General features: G+C 53.9%; 13 protein-coding genes. 6 read left to right on the top strand and 7 right to left on the bottom strand.

The window, feature by feature from the left end; translation table 11 throughout:
- Nucleotides 1-150 precede the first annotated feature (150 nt).
- The 5 genes from CIK74_RS03760 (at nt 151) to CIK74_RS03740 (ending at nt 5,939) form a co-directional block, all read left to right on the top strand.
- Nucleotides 151-1,695 (top strand): ABC transporter substrate-binding protein, encoded by a 1,545-nt coding sequence (locus CIK74_RS03760; RefSeq protein ID WP_096254433.1) that lies wholly within the window; start codon nt 151-153, stop codon nt 1,693-1,695.
- 1 nt (nt 1,696) lies between these two features.
- Complete coding sequence (locus CIK74_RS03755) at nt 1,697-2,650, top strand: ABC transporter permease (protein ID WP_096254432.1); 954 nt, start codon at nt 1,697-1,699, stop codon at nt 2,648-2,650.
- Nucleotides 2,643-3,494: an ABC transporter permease gene (locus tag CIK74_RS03750; protein WP_240520451.1), complete on the top strand. Its 852-nt coding sequence runs from the start codon at nt 2,643-2,645 to the stop codon at nt 3,492-3,494. Before CIK74_RS03755 ends, CIK74_RS03750 begins: the two co-directional genes overlap by 8 nt.
- A complete protein-coding gene (locus CIK74_RS03745; protein ID WP_170947731.1) occupies nt 3,487-5,025 on the top strand; it encodes an ABC transporter ATP-binding protein in 1,539 nt (512 codons plus the stop codon). Before CIK74_RS03750 ends, CIK74_RS03745 begins: the two co-directional genes overlap by 8 nt.
- Nucleotides 5,026-5,093: 68 nt before the next feature.
- Nucleotides 5,094-5,939 (top strand): transporter substrate-binding domain-containing protein, encoded by an 846-nt coding sequence (locus tag CIK74_RS03740; protein WP_096254429.1) that lies wholly within the window; start codon nt 5,094-5,096, stop codon nt 5,937-5,939.
- Between the two features lie 96 nt (nt 5,940-6,035).
- Here CIK74_RS03740 and CIK74_RS03735 read toward each other — a convergent pair whose 3' ends face one another.
- The 5 genes from CIK74_RS03735 to CIK74_RS03715 all read right to left on the bottom strand — a co-directional run bounded on the left by CIK74_RS03735 (nt 6,036) and on the right by CIK74_RS03715 (nt 11,450).
- The gene (locus CIK74_RS03735; protein ID WP_096254428.1) at nt 6,036-7,109 is read right to left on the bottom strand and encodes an alkene reductase; all 1,074 of its coding nucleotides are present in this window, start codon (nt 7,107-7,109) and stop codon (nt 6,036-6,038) included.
- Nucleotides 7,110-7,287: 178 nt separating this feature from the next.
- Nucleotides 7,288-8,709 (bottom strand): ABC transporter ATP-binding protein, encoded by a 1,422-nt coding sequence (locus CIK74_RS03730; protein WP_096254427.1) that lies wholly within the window; start codon nt 8,707-8,709, stop codon nt 7,288-7,290.
- Nucleotides 8,706-9,461 carry an energy-coupling factor transporter transmembrane component T gene (locus CIK74_RS03725; RefSeq protein ID WP_096254426.1) on the bottom strand — a complete coding sequence of 252 codons (756 nt, stop codon included), beginning with the start codon at nt 9,459-9,461 and terminating at the stop codon, nt 8,706-8,708. The genes CIK74_RS03730 and CIK74_RS03725 overlap by 4 nt, the downstream gene beginning before the upstream one ends.
- 10 nt (nt 9,462-9,471) lie before the next feature.
- The gene (locus CIK74_RS03720; RefSeq protein WP_096254425.1) at nt 9,472-10,278 is read right to left on the bottom strand and encodes a glycosyl transferase family 9; all 807 of its coding nucleotides are present in this window, start codon (nt 10,276-10,278) and stop codon (nt 9,472-9,474) included.
- A 119-nt stretch (nt 10,279-10,397) separates the two neighbouring features.
- Nucleotides 10,398-11,450, bottom strand: coding sequence for a nucleoside hydrolase (locus tag CIK74_RS03715; protein WP_240520450.1), 1,053 nt, complete (start codon nt 11,448-11,450; stop codon nt 10,398-10,400).
- 1,015 nt (nt 11,451-12,465) lie between these two features.
- Here CIK74_RS03715 and CIK74_RS03710 point away from each other — a divergent pair.
- Nucleotides 12,466-13,968 (top strand): DNA cytosine methyltransferase, encoded by a 1,503-nt coding sequence (locus tag CIK74_RS03710; protein ID WP_096254423.1) that lies wholly within the window; start codon nt 12,466-12,468, stop codon nt 13,966-13,968.
- A gap of 96 nt (nt 13,969-14,064) precedes the next feature.
- Here the strand turns inward: CIK74_RS03710 and CIK74_RS03705 are convergent, their stop codons facing one another.
- Both CIK74_RS03705 and CIK74_RS03700 read right to left on the bottom strand, forming a co-directional pair.
- Nucleotides 14,065-16,155 carry an AIPR family protein gene (locus CIK74_RS03705; protein ID WP_096254422.1) on the bottom strand — a complete coding sequence of 697 codons (2,091 nt, stop codon included), beginning with the start codon at nt 16,153-16,155 and terminating at the stop codon, nt 14,065-14,067.
- On the bottom strand, nt 16,149-17,078 hold the full coding sequence (locus CIK74_RS03700) for a PD-(D/E)XK motif protein (protein WP_096254421.1): 930 nt from the start codon (nt 17,076-17,078) through the stop codon (nt 16,149-16,151). Before CIK74_RS03700 ends, CIK74_RS03705 begins: the two co-directional genes overlap by 7 nt.

Here is a 17,078-nt window from a genome sequence, read left to right as displayed (position 1 = left end):
CTTGTACTCTTACGTGTCTCTTTATTATCGAGTTTCAACGGATGTCGCACCGCGTTAAGAAGCCTCAAGGGAATCAATGAATTTAGGATAAGCTAACCAAGGCTCTATCGCATTAGAAGCCAATTCATCACGTAATGCCGAAGGATTTCCATGAAGTTTGGACGACTCAGCGCAGCCGCAGGATTTGCGGCTATTGCTCTGGCACTAACCGCCTGCAGCTCCACCCCCTCCAGCCCGGCCCCTGAGGCAGCTGCGAATCCGGACGCGCGAGCAGTGGTGGCAAACTTCCGTGCTCCAGTTTCCAACTGGGCCCTGGAAAGTGATGACGCCTATGTGCTCTCTATTGCCGGTTGCTTGGAAACCCTGACCAAGTATGACCAGACCACAAAGAAGGTTGAGCCGATGCTCGCCACTTCGTGGAAGCAGGCCTCGGACACCGTCTGGGAATTTGAGCTGCGCAAGAACGTGAAATTCCAGGACGGAACCGCGCTTGATGCCAAGGCCGTCGCTGGCTCGCTGAACCACGTGCTTAAAGCCACCGCGCCGGCACGTGCAGTAAATCCTAAGACCATCAGCAAGGTAGAAGCAGCAGATGCCGATACCGTGCGCGTGACGACCCCCGCTGCTGATCCGCTGTTGCCTTACCGTATGGCCAGCGTGAACGCCGGGGTCCTGTCCCCTGCCGCATACACCGCCAAGGGTATCGATCCGATGAAACATTGCACCGGCCCCTTTGCCCCGGTGTCGGAAAAAGCCGGACAGTCCTTAACCTTGGACCGCAATGAGAATTACTGGGACGGCGAGGTTAAGCTGGCTGGCGGCGAAATCCGCTACATCACCGACGGTGCCACCCGCGCCACCCAGGTGCAGACCGGTGAAGCGGACATCTCCATGTCCATCCCGGCTACCAGCCTGGCCACGTTGGAAGCAGATGACAAGATCAGCGTGCTGAAAGCAGATTCACCACGCACCTCGACCTTGTACCTAAACAACTCGCGCGCACCCTTTGACGACGTCAATCTGCGCAAGGCCGCCACAATGGCCATGGACCTGCCAGCAATAGCAGCCAGCATCTATGAAGGTGCAGCGCAACCAGCCACCGGCCCCTTTGCCCCAAGCGAAAGCTGGGCCAACCCAGAGCTTGGCGTGCCACAACCGAACATTGAAGAAGCCAAGAAGCTGGTGGAAGCCTCGGGTTACAAGCAGCAGAAGCCACTGGAGATCATCGCGATCACCGAACGTGCCGAGTTCGCCGGGGTTGCTACCATCATCCAGGAGCAGTTCAAGCAGATCGGCTTGACGGCCAAGGTAGTCACCAAATCCTATGGGGCAGCCGAACCTGATGTACTGGCGGGCAACTACGACATGATCCTCAGCCAGCGCAACCGCATGATTGATATCGCTGATCCGATTGGCTTCCTACAGGCCGACTACACCTGCGAGGGTGGCTACAACCTGAGCCATTACTGCAATAAGGACTACGACAAGCTCATCCTTCAGGCAACCACCGAGACCGATGAGACCAAGCGCCATGACCTCTACCGTCAGGCCGGCGATATCCTCGCCGCTGATGCGGCCAACGTGTGGCTAGTCAATGAGCAGGCCATCGACGCGGAGGGCAATTCAGTACAGGGCTATGTTCAGGATCCGCTGACCCGCTACGTGCTGACCAAGGATCTGGCAAAGACTCAGTAAGTTGCTATCACTGTCCACCTTGCTGCGCAGAGCCCTAGGACTCTGTGCAGCGGTGTTGCTTTCATCCTTCGCGGTGTTCCTGGTCCCCTTTGTTTCTCCCGGGGACCCGGTGCGCTCCTTGTTGCGCGCCCGAATGGACATCGGCGCCGCAGATGAGGCCACCGTGCAGGCCTACGCACAGCAGTTCGGCCTGCATGATCCAATGCTGGTGCAGTTTGGCCGCTGGCTCGGTCGATTTGTCACCGGCGACATGGGCATCTCCCATATCAGCGGCACCCCGGTAGCTGACCAGGTTTTGCCGGCCATAGCAGTCACGCTGTCCTTGGCGGGCAGCGCTCTGCTGGTGGCGATCGCCGTGTCCATTGTTCTAGGAGTCATCTCGGCCACCCGCGCCGGGTCATGGCCAGATAGGCTGATCACCTCGGTGACCCATGCGCTCATCGCTATCCCCGAGTACGCGCTGGCCCCACTCTTAGTGTTGCTCTTCGCGGTGCGCTGGTCTCTACTTCCCTCAGCAGGTTTTGAATCCCCCGCCTCGCTGGTGCTTCCGGTATTCGTCTTGGCCTTGCGCCCGATTAGCTTCTTTACCGTCGCGGTGCGCTCAGGGGTACGGCAGGCCTTGGATTCAGAACATGTGCTCGCGGCTCGTGCCCGCGGATTAAGCAGCACGCAGGCACTGGTGCGTCATGTGGTTCCTCACGGGTTGCTTCCCCTGTGGACTATGGTCGGCGTCTGGTTTGCCGGCCTGCTGGGTGGCTCAGTGATTGTAGAAGTCATCTTTGCCATTCCTGGAATGGGCCGGCTGATCTTTGACGCGATTGTGGATGCCGATATCCCCGTAGCCCAGGGCGGCGTAGTGGTGGTCGTGGCCTGTGCCGTACTAACTACCGGAATCATTGATCTGGTACATAAACTCAGCGATCCCAACGTGAGGATTGGTGTTCGACATGGCTAAGAATATATTCAAGAAGATCCTGCTCTCTGCACCCGCGTTCTTCTTGCTGGCAGTGGTGATCGTGACCGTCGCTGCCCCGTGGATTTCTCCCTATAATCCTGACTCCCAAAATCTGTTGAACCGCCTTCAAGGACCTAGCCTGGCCCATCTGTTGGGAACGGATTCTTTGGGTCGCGACACCTTGAGCAGGGTGTTGCACGGCGGCCAGTTCTCCCTGTCGGTAGCACTGATCACCACGTTGTTCGCCCTATTGGTGGGCACGGTACTGGGTCTGCTCAGTGCTGTGCGTGGCGGGTGGCTGGATGAACTCTTCTTACGCGTCAACGATTTGTTGCTCGCCCTGCCAGAAATTGTCATTGCGCTGTTGATCATCGCCGTCATGGGGCCTGGGTTCTTCACCATGGTTCTGTCCGTTGGTGTTGTCGCGTGGACACCTACCGCCCGGCTTGTGCGCTCAATGGCTGCCCAAGCACTATCCACCCACCACGTGGAAGCTTCGAAACATGTGGGTGCTTCACGGTGGTTTATTTTGCGCCATCATGTGTTGCCATTTGTGGCTGGACCGGTGCTTGCCCAGGCTGCATTGCGCTTCGGATTGTTGCTCGTATTGCTCGGCTCGCTGTCCTACCTTGGCATTGGGGTTCAGCCACCGCAGTCTGACTGGGGTTCCATGCTGGCCGAGGCGCAACCTCATGCAATTCGCTCCCCCTGGGGTTTGATTGCACCGGGTGCCGCGATCTTCCTGGTGAGCTTCTGCGTCACCCTGTTGGGTAATCGAATTACCCATGTACTGGGCGGAGACGACGTTCTTGCTACCGAGACCAAGGCCGAAGCCCATGACTAAAGAACTTGAATTCATTGATCTTTCGGTCAGTGCTGGTGAAAAACCCCTGCTCTCCAAAGTCCGCGGCGCACTGCGAGCTGGCGAATTGGTGGCGGTTGTTGGACGCTCGGGATCCGGAAAGACGCTGCTCACCAAAGCGATTATTGGCCTGCTACCGCAGTCACTGCACGCCGAAGGGCAGATTCTTTTAGACGGTCAGCGCCTTGATCAGCTCAGCGACAAGGAGCTGGATGCTGTGCGCGGACGGCGCATCAGCATGCTTTTCCAGCAGCCCAAGCGCGTGATGAACCCGCGTCTGACCGTCCGCGCGCACCTGCTCGAAGCCATGGGTGTCCGAGGACCGAACAAAGCCCGTAAGCACGAAGATCAGGTTCGCACCTTGTTGGAAGAAGTGGGCTTATCCCCTGCAGCGGATATTGCCTCAAAGCGTCCAGATCAGCTCTCCGGAGGTATGGCCCAACGCGCCATGCTTGCCATTGCCTTGGCTGCTGACCCAGAGTTCATCCTGGCTGATGAGCCAACGTCCTCACTGGATTCAATTCTCAAGTCAGAGGTGTTGCAGCTGCTGCGCCGAAAGCAGCAAGAGCGTGGTGTGGGAGTTCTATTCATTACCCATGACATCGCCAGCGTCCAGCACATCGCTGACCGCATCGTGGTGGTCAGCGATGGTCAGATTGTTGACCAGTGCCCTACCGCGCAGATCTTTTCCAAGGACCGCCACGCCAAAACACGGGAGCTTGTCGAAGCTAGCCTGCCCTCGGTACGTGGACCGCGCACAGATAGTTCCGTCTGTCTGCTTGAAGCAGTGGACGCGAGCAAGAACTACACCCGCCGGGCTAAAGGTCCTGCCGCATTGCAGCCCACCACACTAAGTATTCATGGCGGGCAAGTATTAGGAGTTGTGGGCCGTTCTGGTTCCGGCAAAAGTACCTTTGCCAGACTCCTTGCAGGGCTGGAACAGCCAACGACCGGACAGATTATTGACAGGCAACAAAGCGAGAAGGCAACGCGAGTACAGGTCATTGCCCAGGAGCCCTACTCATCCTTTGACCCGCGGCTTTCACTGCGCATTTCCATCAGTGCAGCGGTGCATCGTTTACCAGAATCCCAGGCAAACGAACGCATGGCGCAAGCCATGGTTCAGGTGGGACTGCCCGACGAATTACTGGACCGCAGGCCCGGACAGTGTTCCGGTGGACAACTACAGCGGATAGCTATCGCCAGGGCTTTGCTGACCGAGCCGCAGGTTTTGATCTGTGATGAATCAACCTCAGCACTGGATTCGGTAGCCCAGCGCCATATCCTTGATCTGTTGCTTCGCTTGCGCGACCAGATGGGGCTAAGCCTCGTGGTCATTTCCCATGACATGGATGTAATCCGCTATGTCAGTGATGACGTGGCGGTGTTCTTTGAAGGTGAGCTCGTGGAGCGCCGACCACTAGCTGACTTCTTGGCCACCCCTACCCACCAACACAGCAAGGACCTGGTGGCAGCACTGGATCTCACGGCAGTGGCGGCTGATCACGGATAATTATTCTGCGCGTAAGAAAAGCCAGAATTCTTGTGCCTGCGCCTTCAGCCCTTATAGGTTGATGGTTTATGAGCGACAAGCCACAGAAGAAACCAACCATCGCCCGCCAGTTACCATTGCTAGCACTCGGCGCCACGCTGCTCCTCTCCGGATGCTCGGCTCCCGCCCAGGACCCCGGCGCCGGCGACGACAAAGACCCAGTAGCCCAGGACAGTCGGCTGACTACCATCAGCGACTCGGGAACGCTCAAGGTCTGCACGACTGGCGATTACCGGCCATTCACATATCTGGATCCCAAGTCCGGTGAATGGTCAGGTATCGACATCACGATGGCCAAGAATCTTGCCCAGTCGCTTGGCGCCGAACCCGAGTTCATTCAGACCACATGGAAAGATCTGATGCCAGACTTCAAATCCAAGTGTGATCTCGCAGTGGGTGGCGTTTCGATTTCCTTGGAACGCTCACAACAGGCTTATTTCAGCGAAGCCACCTTGGACGAGGGAAAGACTCCCATCACACTGTGTGAAAACGTGGAGAAGTACGACACCATCAAGGAAATCAATAAACCCGGAGTCCGGTCGATTACTCCGATTGGTGGAACCAACGAGAAGTTTGCTGACGAGCATTACTCGGACGGAGAGATCATTCGATTCGAAGACAACAACAAGATCTTTGATGAGATTATCGCCGGACGTGCTGACGTGATGACCACCGACGCATCAGAAACTCGGTGGGTCGCCAATGAGCATCCAGAGCTGTGTGCGGTACATCCAGATAAGCCATTCAATTTCTCTCAAAAGGCCTATCTCTTGCCGCTGGGTGACGATGAATTCCAAGAGTACGTGGATCAGTGGCTGAACATGTCTAAAAATGATGGGACGCTCAAAGCGGCCGAAAAGCCGTGGTTTGGCTAGCCTCGGAGCAAGGGGCATAACCAACGAATAAACGTTCAGACCCCACTCACCGAGAAGTCTCGGTGAGTGGGGTCTGAGTGGTCTAAAGAGTCGCTGCTAGTTCTGCCAGAACGGGTAATCCGTGTAGCCCTGCGGTCCCTCCGTGTAGAACGTGGAGGCATCCGGTTCATTCAGCGGCAGTTCCTCGCGCCAGCGGCGTACCAAATCTGGATTTGAAATAGCCGGACGGCCAACAACTACTGCGTCTCCCCAGCCTCCGGCAGCCACCGTCGCTGCATCTTCGTAGGTGGTGATCGTCTGGAAACCGGTGTTGATCAATACCGGACCGCCAAAAGCGGTACGCAATGACTGGACCAGCTCACCGGACGGATCCTTATGCAGAATGCTCAGTGCGGCCAGACCCAGCGGAGCGATTCCTTCAAGCAATGTCTGATAGGTGGCAGCGACGTCCGCGGCGTCATTTTCTACTGCACTTTGCACGTTGTGCTCAGGTGAAATGCGCAGACCAGTCTTTCCCGCGCCGATCTCTTTGGCCACGGCGGTGACGACCTCGATGACAAAGCGTGCACGGTTCTCTGGTGATCCGCCATACGCGTCAGTTCGGGTGTTGGAGCTCGGTGCGAGGAACTCATGGAGAAGATACCCGTTGGCACCGTGCAGCTCGACGCCGTCAAACCCGGCAGCGATGGCATTGCGGGATCCCCGCACAAATTCTTCAATGATGCCCGGAAGCTCGTCGCTGGTCAGTGCGTGCGGTACCGGGTAGTCATGTTTGCCGGTGTAGGTGCGTGATTGGCCTTCCACCGCAATGGCGCTGGGGGCAACCACGTGATCAATCCCGGTAGTTTCCGGATGAGTCACCCGCCCTGCATGCATCACCTGTGCCACGATCAATCCGCCTTCAGCATGCACGGCATCGGTGACCTTTTTCCACCCGGCAATCTGTTCCTCAGTGGCCAGACCGGGCTGACGGACAAATCCCTGCCCGGTGACGCTGGGGTAAACACCTTCGCTGACAATCAGACCCATGGAGGCGCGTTGACGGTAGTACTCGACTACTTGCTCGTTGGGCACTCCGTCTTCGCGTGAACGTGATCGTGTCAAAGGTGCCATAACCAGGCGATTTGAAAGCTTGAGGTCCCCGAGGGTAATCGGTGAGAACAGATCCATAGGTGAAACTCCTGAAGATTGTAGGTATCTCATCCAACCAGCTCAGGCGCGGCTCTATTCCGCGATCCGGCAGAAGGTGACGCGTGGGACACTGCACTCGCCTCTGGGCCCACGGAGCAAGTGCTTTCAGCGGTGCAGCCGGTTCAGAAGAGGTAATGGGTAAGAGTCTGGCCTGAACCTAGGCCCCGGAGGTAGTTGACTCGGGAGTCCCTAGCATTTGATGGACCCGGTGCGCGGTCCTGTGCATGAAATCCTGGTCGTGGGTGGAGAGAAGCACCGATCCCCCGCGATTCAGCACCGAGTCGATGACCTCTTGCAAGCATGCCAACCCGGCAGAGTCCAAGGCTTCGGTTGGTTCGTCCAAGAGGAGAACCTGCGGTTCTCGGACTAGGACGGTCGCTAGTGCTACGAGCCTGCGTGCCGAAGCCGGCAACTCATAGGGATGGGTCTCGGCGAAAGCTTCCAATCCGAGTTGCGAGAGGACTTCCGGAACACGCAATCGTTGTTTGCCCTTCTTTGGAAGGCCAAAAGATACCTCGCGCAATACGGTGCGTTCGAATAGCTGGTCGGAGGAATTCTGCAGAAGCATGCCGGTAGAAGCTGATACCGCCAGGGTGCCGGCGGTTGGCCGCAGCAGCCCTGCGGCTGTTTTGAGCACCGTGGTTTTACCCGATCCATTCGCACCCGCCAGCCCGACGCATTCACCGGCCCGTACCTGCAGATCCAGCCCGTCGACTACTGGACGCTCGGCCCCCGGATAACCCAGTTGGACCCCGCTGAAGTCCAAGAGAATCTCCGCTTCGCCAGGAGTGGCACGCCACTGAGTTGGCTCGGATACGGGTTGCTGCACATGTTCTTCTGCTGAGATCTTGCTTAGTTGCCCATCCACTAGTTTCCCTAGTGCATCTGTGTTGTCGGCCCACGGTTTGGCAGTCCGGCTCAAGACCACCATTGCGGTGCCGTCAGCGCGAAGCCGCGCAATTATTGCGGTGACTGCTACCGTCGCCCAGGAGTCCAAACCCGCCAGTGGCTCATCCAAGACCATGACGGAAGGCTCCGAAATAGCCAAGGCTGCCAAGGCGACGAGTCGTTCCTGACCGCCAGAAAGCTTGGCAGGATCGCGTTCAAGCAAATGGTCTAGGCCCAGCTGCTTGGAAAGCCCAGCGATGCGCTGGCGCATCTCTTCTCGTGGCACGCCCTCGTTTTCGAGCGAGAATACGAGTTCCTCGGCAACCCTTTCACGGATCCGTGAAAGATAGTGCCCAGCTTCCTGAGGAAGCAAACCGACGTGCTTGGCCCACCCTGCCACATTAATGCGCTGGCTTTCCAGATCCGTATATTCAATCCGTTGCCCAGCTAGGTTCATTGTTCCCAGGCATTGGTCCGCGCCCTGCCGCGGCAAGATTCCGGCGAGCACCTCGCCCAGCGTGGACTTGCCTGAACCGGATTCCCCGACAACCACAGTCAATGAGCCCGGAGCCAAATTCATCTCAATGCGCTGCAAGGAATCAAGCTCGGCACCGGAATAGCGAAAGCGCTTTATGTTGAGGTCGAGCAGCACAGAATTCTCCGTGCGTGAGTTCTCTTGATTCTCTATCATCGACTCCCCCAGAAGGGTGCCAATATTGCTATCGGGCCCAGTACGGCGAAGAGCAAGGCAACCCAACGGACACGTTGCTGGGTGACAGAATCTGCGACGGTACGCAATCTGGCGTGGGATCCGGCGGCGGGAAAACCGCGGGCTGACAGGTGAGCCGACCTGTCATGGGCATCCTGCAAGGAGGCGAGCACCAGCGGAACCGCTCGCAACCGCACTCGTTGAACCCAACCCGAAAGACCACGTCCAGTTCCCGCTTGGCGTAGTGCCTGCGCTTGGCCGATAGTGCGCTGTTTCTCGGCCAGATGTGGCAAGAGGAACAGCGTGGCGGCCAGCAGGTATCCCACCTGCGGCGGTGCCGGAGACAGATCTATGGCCGCCACCAGCTGGTGCTTATCGATCAGCAAGCTACAGAGCAGTCCTGCCACCACCAGCACCGCGGTGCGCAGACCCAAAACCATGGCTGTTTCCAATCCACCTACAGTGACCCTGAACGGTCCGGCCGCGGCAATGAGCCCGGACGCTTCTTGGGAGACGAGCCCATGGATCAAAAGCAAAGAAGCGAACGTTGGAATCAGGATGGCGACGCTGAGAACGGCCAACCGTCGCAGATGCCCTCTCCATCCGGCAACCAGCACACAGGCAGTGAGGACCGCGCAGCTCAACCACCAGAGGGCAGCGGCTGTGGTCATCGTGACAACTGCCGCAGCCAGAGCCAGTACGGTAAATGGATGCAAGTTGATGGACTTGGGCATAGCGGTAGGTCTATTTGGTTCCGCGCTGGCCCAGCACCCGGTAACGACGGATGAAGTCAAAACTTCCGCTCAAACGCTTGGGCAACGCGTAAATCAGCAAAGCGGCAATAAGGAAGACGATGGCTTTGTCCCCTGGATCTGAGATCAAGGCCTGCTTGGTTACGGCTGATAGCAGCGAGTCGCCCATGGAGCGGAATGCCGCAACCACTGCGCCGGTGCCGACACCCGACGTTCCACCGAAGACAAAGGCCGCCACCGGAGCTGAAACCACACCGACCAGAACACCTGCCACCACACCGGCCACTGGAGCAAAATACGGGCGACGCAGCGCACCGAAACGAGCAGCGGTTCCCGCAAGGAAGCCGACCAATGCAGCACCAGCTGCGAAGGGCAAGACGGTGGGGGCGAACAGAGACCAGATCAGGGTGCTGAGCACACCGGTGGCTGCACCGGCCCGGCGGCCCGCCAGGAACCCTACGAGCACCGTGCCAATGGAATCAAGGTAGAGCGGAACCATCACGGAACCAACAAATTGGCCCAAAATGATGTTCAGAGCCAGCGCTACCGGGATCAGCGTGAGAGTGGATACCGGCAAGTCCGGAAGCACCGCGACCAAGAGCATGACGGCGGCAGCCAGGTAGGCGGCAAAGGTAGCCAGTGCAACGCCCTGTCCCAGTCCTTCGGCTATGCCCGTGGGCTGGGTAATGACTAGGACTAGGTAGGTGCCGACTAGGAGCAGGGTGCCAGCGCCGGCCAAAAGCCTACGGCGCAGAATTTGGGAGCTGGTTTCTTCGGGCAAAAGCAGATTTGGTGACATAGAAAAGCATTCCTCGGTACGAGTGTGGCTGTGCACCCAAGTACTACTGGGTGCGTGCGAGTGCGGGGCCTAATGTCACCTCGGCCCGGTAGACAATTCTAGCTCAGCCTGAGCTGAGTTCAGGAGTCTGTGTTCAATTTCCGTGCTAAGTTCCCCAAGCGTGTAACAAGTTCGGCAAAGCCAGCCTCCGGATCGTTGCCGGTGACTACGTGAGCATTTGCTGGCTTGCCCCATAGTCCTCGGAAATCGGCCACGGTAGTTCCAAAGAGAAGCTTCGACTCGGTTTCCACGTCAATCGTGGCGGGTCGGCTTTCATAATCGAGGGTTCCCGCGGCTACGCCTGCGGCAAAGTAGTCATGGACATGGGCAATGTACCCCTGGTCGTAGTGCCGGTGGAACTCGAAGTAGAAGCGCAGAGCATCTGACAGATACCGTATTAGCGGATTAGATGCAGTACTCAAGGTTCCCTCGGGATCGTTAGCCAGAACTAGTTCAGGCTCCGCGCGCCCGGCTTCCACCGCCAAGTGAGTCAAAAATTCCGGTTGCATTTCAAAACGCTCAGTAGTGGCCAGTGAGCACACGATGGGAAGCTTCTCAGAAGGCAGGCCTTGCTCCGCAGCCGCTGTGTAAACAGCAAAGACTTCCTTCGCAGCGTGCGGATCCACATGGGTGTTCCACTCCGCGGTAGGGGTGGTGTTGCCTTGGTAGTAGAAGGCGCCGCCCATAATGACTACCTTGCGCAGTAACCAAGGAAGCTTTGGTTCACGGCGTAGCGCCAAAGCAAAGTTCGTCAGTGGAGCAGTGAGCAGAACCGTCAGCTCACCCGGGCTGGCTCGCGCGGCTTCGATCCAATAATCGACGGCATCCAGTTCGCTGGAAGCGGTTGTGCCGCGATCAGGCAGCGTAGCGTAACCAACTCCTTGGGGACCGTGAGTTTCAGGTGTGGTAACTAGCGGAATTTCCAGTGGGCCTCTGGCGCCAATGAGTACTGGAACCTCGGGGCGTCCGCAGAGCGCCAGCAGAGCACGATTGTTCGAAGCGACTTGTTCTACGTCGACATTTCCAGGCGTGCTGGTGATCGCTTCAATTTGCACATGATCACATGCACAGATGTATGCCAAGGCAAGTGCGTCATCAATCCCAGTGTCGTTATCAATTAGTAAACGCATCACAGGGGGTTTACACAGTTGCGGACTTGCAGTTCTCTTCATACTCATTCCATCCCTAGCTTCGCAATTCTATTCACCGTAGGACAATTCAAAGAATACGTAGCAATTCAGCTGATAGATTCTTAGCTTGGTGAGCCCGAAAAATAAGTGAAGACCGTTTGGCTTAATAAATCTGGATTGGGCACCACAGCAATCTACCTAACAGCCTTTATCCTTGGTGGACAAACTCGTCGAACGTCCTAATTGGAGATGGGCAATGGACGCCCCAGAGAAATGCAGGCCCTAGCCTTCCGGTACACGCGACTATCTCAAGTCTAGAAACAGTCCTTTCTGTTGCAGCACGAGAGAAAATTTCGACCAATCTAACGGGCGGAGGCTATGCTGTGATTTAGAACGTAGACAACTTGTTCGCAGTGTTGAAGCCTCAATAACTCCCAGCAGAGGGGTCCACTTTCTCGAATGAGTAGTCGTATACTCAGTCACGTCCACTAACTTCGATTCAGGCTCTTCGAAAGTTCTCTTGCAAATTTGACACCGATACAGGGGAGTCTTTGTGATTCTCTTTTTTATGCTCGCCTTGCCACAGTGTCGGCAGCGGTGAAGAGTTTTCTCACTTTTTCGAATATTGATCTCATCAATTGAGGAGGCGCCTATGCTGCCATTCTTGTCCCAAAGAACAATATAGTCACCGACTTTGACGCGCGCATGGTTTGGCACGGTACTATCCCACTTATAGTGACCATTCGGCATATCGTCATATCCGTCGTTTCCTGCAAATGATCGATCTTCACCGGCCGCTAAAAATAGCCAAGAATTGATAGATTGTGGGTCAAAAGAATTGCTCATGAGCTAATACTCGCAGAACTGCATTACTTTGCACTATGTTTCAGTCATTTTGTGCGTCTTCCACCTCTTCGCACTGTTATTCGCAGTGAGATCGCCGCCTCACTTTAGTTGGCGAGGAAGTGCCTAGATTTCCTGGTATCCTGGAGTTACCTTGTATAGAAAGAATGTTTAGATGATACCGGTTATCGATGTTTTCGCGGGCCCCGGTGGGTTGAATGAAGGGTTCTCTTCGGTTGTAACAGACGATGGCTTACCAGCGTTCAAAACAGTAGCTTCAATTGAGATGGAAGAGTCTGCGGTAAAGACCCTGTCATTCAGAAGTGCCGTCCGACGCTGCAGGTCTTCTAACTCTATAACCGCTAAGAAGAGACTAGAATCTTTTTTTCATCAGGAAATTCCTCTGGAGGAACTCTTATCGGATGAAAGCTTTTCTCCCTTCTACCAGTCTGCACAAACTGAGGTGCATCGAATTGAACTAGGCGTCGACACACGCCCCCTTTCGGATCTAGTGATACACGATGCGTTGGCCCGCGAAAGATCCACAGATTGGGTCTTGATTGGTGGCCCACCGTGCCAAGCCTACTCATTGGCAGGCCGGTCTCGCAGGAAGAATGACGCTACTTTCGAAGATGACCACAAACATTTTCTATATCGGGAATATCTTCATATAATTCAGAAGCATAAACCAACAATCTTCGTGATGGAGAATGTTAAAGGTCTGCTCTCCTCGGTTAATAAGGGTGTTAAAATGTTCGATCTGATTCGAGCAGATCTAGAACACCCTACCGAGGACCTTCAATACACTCTGCATTCCATGGTCGTTTCTAAGACTGGAGAGAATCTCTCCGCAGAAGACTTCCTCATTCGAGCAGAAGACTACGGTGTCCCTCAGAAGCGGCACCGCATAATTATCGTAGGAGTTCGCGTAGGGGCTGAGGTTTCCATTCCAGAAATCTTATCCCCAAGAACTTCGAGAATTACTGTGGGCGATGCAATCCTTAGCCTGCCTAAGCTTCGGTCATCAGTTTCTCGAACTGCTGACCCTGACGGCTCACTTTGGAAACAGGCATTAGATCACATGAAGGTGGCAGCGAGGCCGTACAAATTCAAAAAACAAAGCGGGCGTACATTACCCACACGCTCCTCAGCTGTAGCAAATTTCGAGCCCAAGTATTCTGAAGATTCGCTTGAAAAATACCAGACGTTTGTGCGCCCTGAATCCATCAAAGATATACCGACGTGGAATCACGAAGCGAGGAGTCACATGATCAGCGATTTGATCCGCTATGGCGTGCTCAGCGCTAGATCAGCTAAAGAACAAAAAAGTATAAAGGTCAGAGACCTCGATAGGCACCTATGGCCAAACCACAAGAACATTTCTGGGGAGTTCGTTCCATTTGAAGACCGTTTCCGTGTGCAAATTGAGTCAAGCCCGTCTACGACCATCGTGTCCCATATCGCAAAGGACGGGCACTACTACATTCACCCGGATCCCGCACAAATGCGCAGCTTAACCGTCCGAGAAGCCGCAAGGTTACAGTCGTTCCCTGACGACTACATATTCCTCGGAAACCGCACTCAACAATACACGCAGGTAGGAAATGCTGTACCTCCGTTATTGGCACAGCAGATAGGAGAGAAAATTCTTTCTGCGCTCCGACCACCTAACGGTTAGACCCTGCGCGATCACACAATAGAACCCAAAAGACGTCTGCTTCGGAACTCGGCTAACCTTCTTACTGGGCCGCAAGGACACGCTTTCGCCGATACTCTACAAACCTAAGAAACCGTAGCTCTTAGACTTTTCGACAAGTTTCCATAGTCTTGTTGCTTGAACCTCAGAAGGCACCCGCATAGAACTTCCCGTTAACATTTTCAAGATATTCAGATCGGTTTCAGTCGCGATTCTAGGATTCTTACTCAAGAATTCCTGTAGCTCACGCCACGCATTAGCATCAAAATTGAATAGATCAGTTAATCCCTCTAGCTTGGAATCCAAACGCTGGGTTTCCGCTGAGACACGTTTACGTTCAATTACTGCAGCGGGGTCAACAAGCCAAGCTTCTAAAGCTCCTGAAATATCCCACTTAATCTCGTCGCGCACACGTATCCAACATGACTCCTTTTTCGCCCATTCTGTAACGTTTACTATCTCGCGTGTTGATGAGTCGAGCACTCTTGCAACCTCTTTGGCTAGTCCAACTAATTCCAAAATGACTTCATTTCTCACCTCTTGCTTATTCCAAATATCTCGGAAATTCATAACTTTATTTTCATTTTTGGAGATATAATAAGAAAATTTTGCAATAGTGTAAGTGACGATATTCGCTAAATAACCAGATTCGTACCAATCAGAATTTAGAATTGCTCGGCGCAAGGAGTTAAACAGAATCGATCTAGCAACAACTTCCTTATAGTATTCCTCATTAAATTTCTCTTCACCAGACCGCGCCTTCCACTTCTTCTCAATATCATTAGCGAATTGGATGAAGTTCTTCTGCGCACCAGTACTTACCACGTGGGGTTTCTGCAGCCACGACATTTCAAATTTTGCAACATCAGTCTTTGTCAGTACCTGACTGCGAGGATATTGCTTTTCGAACCTAGCTGCATCCGATCGTGACAGCTTGCCTTTTTCCGTCTGATACTGACCCTTAGTCCGTTCGTAAAACCAGCGAGTTTGATAAGGGACATTTCCAATAGCGGGAGCTAAAACGCGTTTACCCAAAGTCTCCAGCCTCTGATGGAACGGATGGTTTGAGAAGAAATCAGAAGCACTTACGGCATTCTGGCTATTTGCGAACCGAGAGATGTTCGGAATAAGAGTTTCAGCGACTTCATCATCAACCACAACGAGCTTCATCGGAACCTGAACACTTTTCCAATGCTCGATCTTCGCTTTTGGATCCCTTCGGACATAGAACAGAGATGCCGTCGTTTGCCCGCCGTTCACAATCTGTAAATCGCGGAAACTCAAAATATTACCGGTTTTTTCATCGATATCAACATCAGTTGCTGTCGCGGTAATTCCGTTGTTATAAGCGATAAAATGCTCAGGCTGGGCAATCACAGTTTCGCGTATACCCTTGTTTACCTTCCCTCGATTCGAAAGATACGAGCGCACATTGGATTCTAATAGTCGACTGCCGTGGGTTTCGTACAGGTCAGCCATTAGCTCACCAGGCATAACAGCGAGATATGTCGTGAAATCAACCTCATTGGATACCCGAAGGGCTGACAAGCCCTTAGGTGCCCACTGCGTTATATCAATTTCTAGAGATTCTCGATGCCCGTTAGATTCGGAAAGGTTGTGCAGTCGACGCAGGTCCCAAAGATGGAATTCAACTGGAATGCCATTTATCGATTCTTCTGGTATACCTTTAAAGCTTTCCGAAACTACACCATTAGTAATATAATATATTTTGAACTTAGTTAAGTCGCTTCCCAAATTCTTTAAATCGTAAGCAAGCTGGTAAGCAGGATCACTTTCTTCTCGCCCCTTCATGAAGTCTTCTTGAATACATTCTTTTAAAAAATTACATCCTGAGATCAAATTTGATCTAACTTCGGGCGTTGGCAACTGCGAAACAGTATCATTTAGGAAATCAGTGACAACTAAGGAAACTGTCTCATCTGCACGAGTTAAATCATACGCGTCCACACGTAATTTTCTTTTCCGTTTGCCGTTTCCTTTAAAATAAGCCAGCTGCACATCCGTGAACTCTCCTGACTCAACCAACAAATCGCATGCTTGTAATGTGAATGATTCGGTCGGAAAGTGTCCTTCAACCGTTGCTCGAGTAATGACGTCAGAATGGAGTTCTTCGTTATAGCTCGACAGAGAGCTGTTACCAGTTAACATACGATCTTCTCCACCTCGTAGTCGCTAATAGCGTCCAAGCTCAGCTCATATGAAACACGACTCACACCTAGTGGAATCACATTAGGAATTATCCGAGGAAAGCCCGAATCAACGGCATATATATATGTGTCTAAAGCACGAAAAAAGATGTTTTTGTAGGCTTCTTCCTCTATATCAAACCCTAGTTCTTCGAGCCCCATCCGCATTGCGTCTGCCCCGGATTCACTAAGTTTCCCTTGGATATCCCGTATAGCCTCTGGGAGGGTTTCAAACCCATCTTCCGAAGATTGAGTATGACTCACCTCAACTACAGCGAGGAAAAGCCGGTCTCCCTGCAGCTGTTCTTCTCCGTTAATATGAACAGAGCTTTTACCTAAAGATCTGCTCTTGACTTCCACGCTGAATTTGCCGAAGTCGAAATCGTGCGGCGTGTCATAGGGCCCGGTCCAAGCCCCCGCGGCTTGGTCATGTGACCAGGAAGCCTTGGTGAGATTAAAACCAACTTGCAGCTCTCCATACAAACCACGAAGCGCAGGCAAGTCTAAAGTACCGAATCCTCGTGAAAATAAGCGTTTCCAGCGACTAATCGTTCCTTGAACGGAATGACGTGCTGCCTCTATTGAATGTGCCGCAGCAATTTCACGTGCCATATGATCACAAAAGGAAACGAAAGGTCCTTTAAGGCTGGGGTCGTTCAGAACGAAGATCTGAGTCCACTCACCATCCGACGAGCGCTGCCGGGTCACCGTATCGATGGCTTTAGAAATTGTGTGTGCCATTGGCTGGAGCTCACTGAAGTACCCAAACGAATAGCGACCAGTGGGATCTAATCCGTATATCATACGGACAGGTAAAGTCGAGTCCAGTTCCCAATAACCGTTCTCCCCTGCTTCAACACGTGTAGACCACTTTTTGAGATCCAT

Origin of the sequence: Glutamicibacter sp. BW77 (genome assembly GCF_002332285.1) — a bacterium.
Taxonomy (GTDB): Bacteria; Actinomycetota; Actinomycetes; order Actinomycetales; family Micrococcaceae; genus Glutamicibacter; species Glutamicibacter bergerei.
Note: the sequence above shows the minus strand (reverse complement) of the source record. Positions and strands in the feature narration are given on the sequence as shown.